This window comes from Bradyrhizobium oropedii (assembly GCF_020889685.1).
Taxonomy (GTDB): domain Bacteria; phylum Pseudomonadota; class Alphaproteobacteria; order Rhizobiales; family Xanthobacteraceae; genus Bradyrhizobium; species Bradyrhizobium oropedii.
The window spans coordinates 34722-44572 of the sequence record NZ_JACMYO010000059.1 but is presented as its reverse complement, the minus strand read 5'-3'; the positions used below and the strand labels follow the sequence as shown (position 1 = coordinate 44572).

Here is a 9851-nt window from a genome sequence, read left to right as displayed (position 1 = left end):
CGGCGCGGCGCAGTGCGTTGCGGGCGCGGACCTGGTCCGACGTGGGCTTTGACGTGACGGGCCGCGGGCGAGCGACCGGGGCATCGACATTGACCGGCGGCAGATTCGATTGCTGCGCTTCGGCTCCCGAAAACGACGCCACCGCGATCAGGCTCGCGACCGCGGAGACCTTCGTCGCGGAATAACCGGTATCATTGGCCGAACCGACCACTGCATCGAAGCGCAGCGATCGCGGCGCCTTCACATTGCTCATTTCTTGCACGCCCCCAGAAAACCAAGTTCGTTCGCGAGATCGCGGTGCGACGAACTGTCTCTTTCGGTTATCGAGCGTGAGTTTTTTTATCAATGCGACGAGCGCCGCACTTCGCTTGAATCGCCCCAATTCAAAGCGATTCTAATCTGTGGTTTGAAATCGTTCTAAACTTGAGTTTTTAAGCGTTCTAATTACCGTTCTAAACCGGTGTCATTGGCCGCGCCGTGCAGGGTCCGTCAATGCGCCTCCCCGATCACTCGGCGCTTGGTGGCTTCATCAGCGAAAACAGTTCGTCGATGGTCCGCTGTGCGACCTGGCGCACGCGGTCGCTGTTGTCGAGACCGGCGATATTGACGCCGTTGACGACAGCTTTGATCTCGTCGCGGAAGTCGGTGAGAAACCGCAGCGGATCACGCTGCTCGCTGGCGACGCGCGCGATCAATCCGGTGACCATGATCTGGCATGCCATCATGCGCCCGTTCAATTCGTCCATCGCAGCCCTCATCCTCTCGCATCGTCGCTGCGCGATATGGACGACATCCCGGCGTGTTTCAACCGGGTCGCACAAGCCGCAGATGGAGAGCAAGTCTGCGCGACGAGGCGCGCGCTATTTCGCGGCGATGTGCTCGGCGTCCTCACCGAGCGACTTGATGCGATCCTTGACCTCGCGAAGCGTCGCAAGGCCGCTTTCGACATGCTTGTCCGACACGTCGCGCAACACGTCGCCGGCGATCGCATCGCGCAAGCTGTCGAGATCGTCGACCAGGCGACGCCCGGTCCTGGTCAGGAACAGCCGATTGGCACGGCGATCCCTGGGATCGGGACGGCGTTCGAGCAGGCCATGCTCGACCAGGCGATCAAGCAGCCGCACCAGCGAGATCGGCTGCAATTCGAGGACGTCGGCGAGATCGACCTGGGACAGCCCCTCCTGCTCACGCAAACGGAAGAGCACGATCCACTGGGCGCGCGTGGTCCCTCGCGCCTTGGCGCGATGATCGATATAGTTGCGCAGCAGCCTCGAGCTCTCGACGAGTTGCGCAATGAACTGGCGTTTGAGATCGAGCGACATAGGGGTCCTCGGTGCGTTTCCGAGACGGAATGTTTCCGCTCGTTTCTGGCCTAAACCTTTCCAAATGTTTAGGATTCTCAAGCCTTGGTGTGTTTACACATTAAGTGCACGCATATTATATCCGCAAGCTCTGTGAACCGTTTCGATCACCCTTTATTGTTACGTCGAACCCAAGAGTCCGCATGTCAAAGTCACGCACCATCGGTTGGGTTTTAGTGATCGCTGCGGTCGGTGCCGCCGGTTATTACGGCTGGCAGAAACACACGAGCGACCAGCAGGCGGCCGAAGCCGCACAGAAGCGTTCCGCTCAGCGCCCGGCCGTTCCGGTCAAGATTTCGCCGGTCGAGAAGGCGGACTTCCCGGTCTACCTCACCGGTCTCGGCACGGTGCAGGCGTTCAACACCGTCCAGGTCCGCACCCGGGTCGACGGCCAGATCACCAGGATCGCCTTCAAGGAAGGCCAGTTCGTCAAGGCAGGCGATACGCTGGTCGAGATCGATCCGCGGCCCTATCAGGCGACGCTCGACCAGGCCAAGGCCAAGAAGGCCCAGGACGAGGCCAACATCGCCAACGCCAATCTCGACCTGCAGCGCTACACCAAGCTCGGCGAGTTCGCGACGCGCCAGCAACTCGACACCCAGCGCTCCACCGTGGCACAGCTTACGGCCCAGATCGCGGCCGACGACGCCGCCATCTTCAACGCGCAGACCCAGGTCGACTACGCCACCGTGAAGTCCCCGATCGACGGGATCGTCGGCCTGCGACTGGTCGACATCGGCAACATCGTCAACGCCTCGGCGCAGACCGGCATCGTGACGATTACCCAGATCGAGCCGATCACGGTGATTTTCACCGCACCGGAAGATCAGCTCCCCGATATCAAGGCGGCGCTGGCCACGGCGCCGCCCAAGACCATTGCGCTGACCACCGACGGCAAGCGGGTGCTGTCCACCGGAACCCTGGCGCTGATCAACAATCAGGTCGACACGACAAGCGGGACTGTTCGGCTGAAGGCGGTGTTTGACAACAAGGACCATGCGCTGTGGCCGGGCCAGTCGGTCTCGACCCGGCTCCTGGTCCGAACCTTGAAGGACGCCACCGTCGTCCCGGATGACGCGGTGCAGCATGGCACCGAAGGCCTTTACGCGTATTCTATCAATCAGGAGAACAAGGCCGAGCTTCGCAAGCTCAAGGTCAGCCAGTCGATCGACGGCAAGTCGGTGATCGAGGAGGGCCTGTCGCCGGGACAGCAGGTGATCACCGCGGGGCAGTACAAGGTCTCGCCGGGAACCCTGGTGACGACGGCGGTGGCGAGCTCGGATCCGTCCCAGTCGAAGGTTACGCAGGAATGAGCGACGGAATTTCCGCACCATTCATTCGCTTCCCCATCGGCACCTCGCTGCTGATGGCGGGCATCCTGTTCGTCGGCCTCGTCGCCTATCCGCTGCTACCGGTCGCGCCGCTGCCGCAGGTCGACTTCCCCACCATCCAGATCACCGCGACGCTGCCGGGCGGCAGCCCGGAGACCATGGCGAGTTCGGTCGCCCAGCCGCTGGAGCGCCAGTTCGCGCAGATCCCCGGCATCGCCCAGATGACCTCGACGAGTTATCTCGGCACCGCCTCGGTCACGATCCAGTTTGACCTCAACCGCTCAATCGACGGCGCCGCCAATGACGTGCAGGCCGCCATCAACGCCGCCAGCGGTCAATTGCCCAAGAACCTTCCCTCGCCGCCGACTTATCGCAAGGTCAATCCGGCGGACGCGCCGATCATGCTGCTGTCGGCGACGTCAGACACGCTGCCTCTGACGACGGTCAGCGACTCCGTCGACGCTCAGCTTGCCCAGCAGATCAGCCAGATTTCCGGCGTCGCGCAGGTCATCATCGGCGGCCAGCAGAAGCCGTCGGTCCGCGTTCAGATCGACCCAGCCAAGCTCGTCGCAAAGGGTCTGTCGCTGGAAGACGTCCGCGCCGCGATCAACATCGCAACCGTCGATAGCCCGAAGGGCAATATCGACGGCGCCACCCGCGCCTACACCATCTATGCCAACGACCAGCTGCTCACCGCGGAGCCCTGGAACGACGTGATCATTGCCTACCGCAATGGCGGGCCGCTGCGGATCCGCGACATCGGCCAAGCCGTTACCGGGCCCGAGGACGCCAAGCAGGCCGCCTGGGCCAACGGCAAGCGCGGCGTGTTCCTGGTCGTGTTCAAGCAGCCGGGCGCCAACGTCATCGACACCGTCGACAAGATCAAGGCGGCGCTGCCCCGGCTGGTCGCGGCTATCCCGCCGGCGGTCAAGATCGAGATCATCAGCGACCGCACGACCACGATCCGCGCCGCGGTGGAGGACGTCCAGTTCACCCTGCTCCTGACCATCTTCCTGGTCGTGATGGTGATCTTTGCCTTCCTGCGCAGCTTCTGGGCCACCGTCATCCCTGCCGTGACGGTGCCGCTGGCACTGCTCGGCGCCTGTGCGCTGATGTGGATATTCGGCTACACGCTGGACAATCTGTCGCTGATGGCGCTGACGATTGCGGTCGGCTTCGTGGTCGACGACGCCATCGTGATGCTGGAGAACATCAGCCGCTATATCGAAGAGGGCGAGCGGCCGATGGCCGCCGCCTTCAAGGGCTCCAAGGAAATCGGCTTCACCATCGTCTCGATCAGCATCTCGCTGGTCGCGGTGCTGATCCCGCTGCTGCTGATGGGCGGCATCATCGGCCGCCTGTTCCGCGAATTCGCGGTCGTGCTGGCCATGACGATCTTCGTCTCGATGTTCGTGTCGCTGACGCTGACCCCGATGATGGCCTCGCGCTTCCTGCGCGCCCACAATGAGGAACGGCACGGCCGTCTCTACAAGCTCAGCGAGCGCGGCTTCGACGCGATGCTGCGCGGCTATCAGAGCGCGCTCGACGTCGCGCTGCGCTGGAAGTTCACGACCCTGATGATCTTCTTCGCGACGCTGGCGCTCTCGATCTACATGTTCGTCATCATCCCGAAGGGCTTCTTCCCGCAACAGGACGTCGGCCTGATCACCGCGACCTCGGAAGCCAATCAGGACATTTCGTTTGCCGAAATGAAGGGGAAGCAGGAGGAGCTCAGCAAGATCGTCATGCAGGATCCCGGCGTGGCGACGGTGGCGATGGCGATCGGCGGCAGCGGCCGGGCCGGCAACAACGGCAACATGTTCATCACGCTGAAGCCGCTGAACGAGCGTGATGCCAACGCGCAGCAGATCATCGCCCGCCTGCGGCCCAAGCTGGAGAAGGTGCTCGGTGCCCGGCTGTTCATGCAGGCCGCCCAGGACGTTCGCCTCGGCGGTCGCCCGACCCGCACCCAGTTCGAGTTCACGCTGCAGGACGCCAACCTTGCCGAACTGAACGAATGGGCGCCGAAGATCCTCAGCAAGATGCAGACGCTGCCGCAGCTGCGCGACGTCGCCACCGACCAACAGACCAACGGCACCACCGTCGAGCTGAAGATCAACCGCGACGCCGCGTCACGCTATGGCATCCAGCCGCAGCTGATCGACGACACGCTCTATGACGCGTTCGGCCAGCGCCAGGTGACGCAGTATTTCACCCAGCTCAACAGCTACCACGTCATCCTCGAGGTGCTGCCGGAGCTGCAGGGCTCGATCGACACGCTGAACAACATCTACCTCAAGTCGCCGCTGACCGGCGAACAGGTGCCGCTGTCGACCTTTGCGAAGTGGACCACCGTGCCGGTGCGGCCGCTGTCGATCAGCCATCAGGGCCAGTTCCCGGCGATCACGATCTCCTTCAACCTGGCGCAGGGCGTAGCGCTCGGCCAGGCGACGGAAGCGGTGCAGAAGGCAATGGTGGACCTCGGCGCGCCGCCGACCCTGAGCTCGAGCTTCCAGGGCACGGCGCAGGCGTTCCAGCAATCGTTGTCGACCGTACCGCTGTTGATTCTGGCTGCGCTCGTGGTCGTCTACCTGATCCTCGGCATCCTCTACGAGAGCTACATCCACCCGATCACCATTCTGTCGACGCTGCCGTCGGCCGGCGTCGGCGCGCTGGCGATCCTGATGGCCGCCGGCTTCGACTTCTCGCTGATCGCGCTGATCGGCATCATCCTCTTGATCGGCATCGTGAAGAAGAACGGCATCATGATGGTCGACTTCGCGATCGCCGCCGAGCGCGACCAGCACATGGAGCCGGTGGCGGCGATCCGGCAGGCCGCCCTGCTCCGCTTCCGTCCGATCATGATGACGACGATGGCGGCAATGCTCGGCGGCGTGCCGCTGATGCTCGGCACCGGCACCGGCTCGGAAATCCGCCAGCCGCTCGGCTACGCCATGGTCGGCGGTCTGATCGTCAGCCAGGCGCTGACGCTGTTCACGACGCCTGTCGTCTATCTCTATCTCGACCGGCTCTCCAACGCGTTTGCGAATTGGGGCCGCTCGCCGCGCGCCGACCACGACGCTGACGACGGCGAAGACGGTTCGGTCAAGCAGGCCGCCGAGTGACTTGACTTTGCCCACATACCGGCACATCCGAAAGATGTTCATTTCGGAGCCGGTACCGTGAAGATTGTCGCAAAGTCGTTTGTCGTCCTGTTCACCGCGTTCGGCTTGGCCGGCCTTGGCCACGCCCAGGCGCCCAAGGGCAAGACTACGCCCGCGCCGGCTCCGGCAGCTGCTCCCGCCGCTCCCCAAGGTGACGCCGCATCGCCCAACAACACCGGTTGGATCGCGCGCTGCACCAGCGCGAGCCGCGAGGCGCCGCTCGAATGCGCGATGGAGCAGACCGCGGTGCTCACCAAGACCGGACAGCTGATCGTGCTGGTCAATATCCGCGTCCCCGGCGACACCCGCACGCCGGTTGCGCTGATCCAGCTTCCGCTCGGGCTGAACCTGCCGGTCGGCGCCAAGCTGCAGGTCGACGACGGCAAGGCCGTCGATGTGCCGATCCAGACCTGCGAGGCGCGCGGCTGCTACATCAATGCGCCGATCGCCGCCGACGTCCTGAGCCAGCTCAAATCAGGCAAGCAGCTCAAGGTCTCGTTCCAGAATCTCGGCAAGGAAACCATCAGCATCCCGATGCCGCTCGCAGACTTCGCGACGGTCTACGACAAGATCAAGTAGCGCTGCTATCGCTCCCGCTTGTGAAGGAACGCGTTGTCCGGCTGCGGCATGCCGATCGTCTTGTAGAACCCGATCGAGTCGGGCGCCGACAGCAACAGGCACATCGACTCGGGTCCGGCGAGGCGCCGCGTTTCCGCGATCAGGCGCTTGCCGATGCCGTGCCCCTGGTACTCCCGATCGACCGCGAGATCGGACAAATAGCAGCAATAGGCGAAATCGGTCAGCGCGCGCGAAACGCCGACCAGCTTGGCCGCCTTCCGCGCCGTCACGATCAAATTCGCATGGGCGATCATGCGCGCCATCCGGTCGGTATCCGCGAGCGGACGCCGCTCGCCGAGGCCCGACTGGCGCAGCACATCGATGAACTCGTCGACGCCGATCGACGACTCGCGGGCATAGAGAATTTCGTCCATCACCTTGAACCTCTGTCGCAACACGCCGCACCACACGCGCGTGACCATGGTGGATTACGCCGGGCTAATCCAGCCTTGATGCCGCTGCGGGCAGTCTCGGGACGATTTCAGAGGTTGGTCGTGCCACTGAGGCAAGATTGGCTGGGGAACCTGGATCGAGCCAAGACAAACAGAGTCAGAGTCTGTTGCACTCGATTGAGAAAACGCATGCCGCGCAAGGGGTTATCACGAGGCGCGCGTTTTTGCCGTAACTTTTGCCGTAAATTTAGCTTGTCTGTTTATCGTGTCGTGGTTCCTGTCGGTTGTTCCGATGCACGACCAACCAGTTTCATACTGTTGCAGTAAGGGTGCGTGTACGCGCAACGGCGGGAGTCGAACCTGCATCGCCTCGGCCACATACAGTGACGAAAACCGAGGGCTTTATCCAGTTAAGCTACGCTGCGGTGAGGCAACCCAATAGCCCAATGGCTGACCGCTCTGTTGACGCCAACTAGCAAGAAGGTCGTACTAGCCGTCAATTTCCTGACTTGCGAGCCGCGCGCCTTGTCTTGCCTACCTTGACATCCAAGGCAGCCATATTCGGAAATCCACTTTCAAGAAACTCAAAAAGCTCATCGCGTTTGTCTGGGCGCCAGCTTTGAATTGCTTTTGTGAACATCGCTTCAACTTGATCAGAATTCAATTGCTCTAGGTACACTTGGTTAGGACCATAGGCACTCTGGGTCGCTTGGTAGCGATCCGCCTCACCGTTGAGCCGCAGTATCAACAGTGTCTTGGCCATCTGCGAAAGTCCAGGATATCGCGCGACCGCCTTGTAAAGTTGCAGTTCGCGTTGACTCGCTCTCATTTTTCGCTTCTGGCTGACGAAATTGTCATGCTCGTCGTCTTCTTCCTCTCCTTCCCGATCCCAATGTTTACGTTCATCGCTGCGGGCGTAACGATTGATCGCGCCAGATAGGCTTTCTTCAGCGTGACCGCTCACCGCTTCAAAGAGGAAGCTGCACAGGTCGGCAAATTGCGAACCGGGCGTAGTCAGCAATTTCGGTCCGTCCCACATCGTACACATGTGATAAGCATATTCGACAACAGTGGTCCGCGCATCGTTGCCAGATAGGAACAACGACTTGAACGGTCCTTGGGGAGCGACATCAACAATCGCGTTTACAATTTCTCCAACGCCGGAGCACATTCTCAATTCGTCAATTAGTTCTTCGAGGCGGCGCGGCCTGTCCTCAGGGTGACGGTAGGCCTCTCCAAATCGATCAAACTCGATATCCAGAAATCGTTTGGCCTCTTCAAGCGCCTTAGCGGCACTGAGACTGGCCTTTACCGCGCGTGCCAAACGCTCCCTAGTCTCTCTTGTTTGCCGGTCTTTTCGAGGAGATATCGTAGTCACCTGATAATCATGGTGGCAGTCGTCGATCATGCTGCAAATTCCCGTCAGATTATCTCGGCTACCAAAGAGCCGAAGGATTGACGGAAGAAGGCCAGCCAGTCGATTACAGAACGCCTTGTTCTTTTTTATTTCCCGCGCAGCTTCCGCCTCAGTAATGTCTGCTCGAACCAGCGCGCGGAGTGAATACGGCGATAGGAAGTCGGCCTCGACTACCAAAGTCTCCGCGTAGGCCAGCACTTCATCCTTTTGCTCGCCGTGTCTGATGGTCCGCAGGAGAACCCTCGCTTCCTTTGGCGAGAGCCTGTCCCGAATACGGATTTTTTGCAGTTCGTCTTCAAAGACGTGGTGCATTCGTGCCCTCGTAGAAGGCTCAACCCACGAACGGGGGCGGTCCATCTAGCGTATCCGAGGTTGCGAGCGGCGCTACCAACTTACCGGGCATGCCCACAGGTTTCCGCGCGAACCTATCCGCGCCAATACAACATGATGTGGTTGCCGATACGATGCTGAAACATTACGGCGGGTCGAGGCGTGCGATCTGTTCTTCCAGCATCCTACGAATATCGCGGCGGTCGATGTTGGATATGTAGTGCTCCTTGAATGGAAGCCGAAGCACGAAGGGCTCGCCCGCTGTGATGGCGAGCACCGCAGCTCGCGAAGCCTGCCGGGTCCCCTGCTTGAGCTTGGCCGCCATGTCTTCCGCTTCGGATTTGTCGCTAGTGCCGCAGTCGCCTCGAACCGTCTTCTTGTTGATCCCGAAACGATAATGCCAGTTGTCGCCGACGCGGCGGCGCTGAACGTTCTTCCCGGTGAGATCGTGGGCGCTCACATTAGCGATCCTTGCTGATGAGGTGCGACTTTTGCCGGAACTTTTCTCCGGCGATAGACCGGTTTTGTTCGGGTTTTGCGCCCGTTTGGTGGACTGAGCTAAATTAAGGAAGAGAGTTTTTTCAAGGACTTACGTGGCTGGGGAACCTGGATTCGAACCAAGACAAACAGAGTCAGAGTCTGTTGTGCTACCGTTACACCATTCCCCAAGAATTATCCGTGATATCAACAGCTTAGCTGAATGACTGGACATCTCGGTACAGCGGGTTCGCCTGCCAAATCAGCGCCCGCGCGCGAGCGACCTTCTACCCGCTTGGTCCCACGCTTGGCAAGCATTGTTGGCGGCGAATCGGCGTGAAAATCACGACCGGCCAATCAGCCGTCGGTCTGAGGTGATCACATCGCGACGAGCAGTTCGATGAGCACGTCAGGGTTGGCCGCAAGCAGGGCTCCAATGCCAAACCCTACCGTGCCGAGCGCGACCGCACCGATCCAGCCATAGCCCCCAAATCCGAGGGCCGCGCCCATCAGGGTCGCCGTCCCAACCACGAAAACGGTCCAGATGACCCGGACGACGAAGAACAGCGCCTTGACCACGGATGAGCCATGCCTGAACGCGCGCCTGACGCGCCGTCGAAACGAAAAGCATGCCGCGTTCGACGGCTTGTCTGATCGGAGCACTCAATTTGGTCGGCCGCGCAGGCGGCGTGTTCAACCGTGGCCGCGTCAGGCGTTCTGACAAAGCGTCGCACCGCCGCGGGCTCAGGCGGCGGCAGTCA

9 protein-coding genes, 2 tRNA genes and 1 pseudogene are annotated in these 9851 nt (G+C 61.3%); 3 read left to right on the top strand and 9 right to left on the bottom strand.

Annotated features, from left to right (window positions below):
- The 3 genes and pseudogenes from H8A95_RS18490 to H8A95_RS18480 form a co-directional block, all read right to left on the bottom strand.
- Positions 1–262 (bottom strand): annotated as a pseudogene (locus H8A95_RS18490) (TonB-dependent siderophore receptor); the annotation flags it as partial.
- Positions 263–506: 244 nt separating this feature from the next.
- Complete coding sequence (locus H8A95_RS18485; RefSeq protein WP_163152689.1) at positions 507–746, bottom strand: hypothetical protein; 240 nt, start codon at positions 744–746, stop codon at positions 507–509.
- Positions 747–860: 114 nt separating this feature from the next.
- Positions 861–1322, bottom strand: a complete 462-nt coding sequence (locus H8A95_RS18480) for a MarR family winged helix-turn-helix transcriptional regulator (protein WP_229184408.1) — start codon at positions 1320–1322, stop codon at positions 861–863.
- Positions 1323–1504: 182 nt separating this feature from the next.
- Between H8A95_RS18480 and H8A95_RS18475 the strand changes: the two genes are divergently transcribed.
- The 3 genes from H8A95_RS18475 to H8A95_RS18465 are packed head-to-tail and all read left to right on the top strand — an operon-like array spanning position 1505 to position 6435.
- Positions 1505–2674, top strand: a complete 1170-nt coding sequence (locus H8A95_RS18475; RefSeq protein ID WP_229184407.1) for an efflux RND transporter periplasmic adaptor subunit — start codon at positions 1505–1507, stop codon at positions 2672–2674.
- The gene (locus H8A95_RS18470) at positions 2671–5817 is read left to right on the top strand and encodes an efflux RND transporter permease subunit (RefSeq protein ID WP_229184406.1); all 3147 of its coding nucleotides are present in this window, start codon (positions 2671–2673) and stop codon (positions 5815–5817) included. Before H8A95_RS18475 ends, H8A95_RS18470 begins: the two co-directional genes overlap by 4 nt.
- Positions 5818–5874: 57 nt before the next feature.
- Positions 5875–6435 (top strand): invasion associated locus B family protein, encoded by a 561-nt coding sequence (locus tag H8A95_RS18465; RefSeq protein WP_420839422.1) that lies wholly within the window; start codon positions 5875–5877, stop codon positions 6433–6435.
- 5 nt (positions 6436–6440) lie between these two features.
- Here H8A95_RS18465 and H8A95_RS18460 read toward each other — a convergent pair whose 3' ends face one another.
- The 6 genes from H8A95_RS18460 to H8A95_RS18435 form a co-directional block, all read right to left on the bottom strand.
- A complete protein-coding gene (locus tag H8A95_RS18460) occupies positions 6441–6896 on the bottom strand; it encodes a GNAT family N-acetyltransferase (protein WP_420839421.1) in 456 nt (151 codons plus the stop codon).
- 309 nt (positions 6897–7205) lie between these two features.
- A tRNA-OTHER gene (locus H8A95_RS18455) sits at positions 7206–7291 on the bottom strand.
- Positions 7292–7362: 71 nt separating this feature from the next.
- Positions 7363–8595, bottom strand: coding sequence for a hypothetical protein (locus H8A95_RS18450; protein WP_229184405.1), 1233 nt, complete (start codon positions 8593–8595; stop codon positions 7363–7365).
- Between the two features lie 163 nt (positions 8596–8758).
- Positions 8759–9073, bottom strand: a complete 315-nt coding sequence (locus H8A95_RS18445) for a hypothetical protein (protein WP_229184404.1) — start codon at positions 9071–9073, stop codon at positions 8759–8761.
- Positions 9074–9207: 134 nt separating this feature from the next.
- A tRNA-Gln gene (locus H8A95_RS18440) sits at positions 9208–9281 on the bottom strand.
- Between the two features lie 187 nt (positions 9282–9468).
- Entirely contained in the window at positions 9469–9669 is a 201-nt protein-coding gene (locus H8A95_RS18435; protein ID WP_229184403.1) for a hypothetical protein, read from the bottom strand.
- Positions 9670–9851: the final 182 nt, after the last annotated feature.

Bases quoted from the DNA above. Each gene is read 5' to 3' on its own strand.
- H8A95_RS18485 (WP_163152689.1), bottom strand. From the start codon at position 746: ATGGACGAATTGAACGGGCGCATGATGGCATGCCAGATCATGGTCACC.
- H8A95_RS18480 (WP_229184408.1), bottom strand. From the start codon at position 1,322: ATGTCGCTCGATCTCAAACGCCAGTTCATTGCGCAACTCGTCGAGAGC.
- H8A95_RS18475 (WP_229184407.1), top strand. From the start codon at position 1,505: ATGTCAAAGTCACGCACCATCGGTTGGGTTTTAGTGATCGCTGCGGTC.
- H8A95_RS18470 (WP_229184406.1), top strand. From the start codon at position 2,671: ATGAGCGACGGAATTTCCGCACCATTCATTCGCTTCCCCATCGGCACC.
- H8A95_RS18460 (WP_420839421.1), bottom strand. From the start codon at position 6,896: ATGGTCACGCGCGTGTGGTGCGGCGTGTTGCGACAGAGGTTCAAGGTG.
- H8A95_RS18450 (WP_229184405.1), bottom strand. From the start codon at position 8,595: ATGCACCACGTCTTTGAAGACGAACTGCAAAAAATCCGTATTCGGGAC.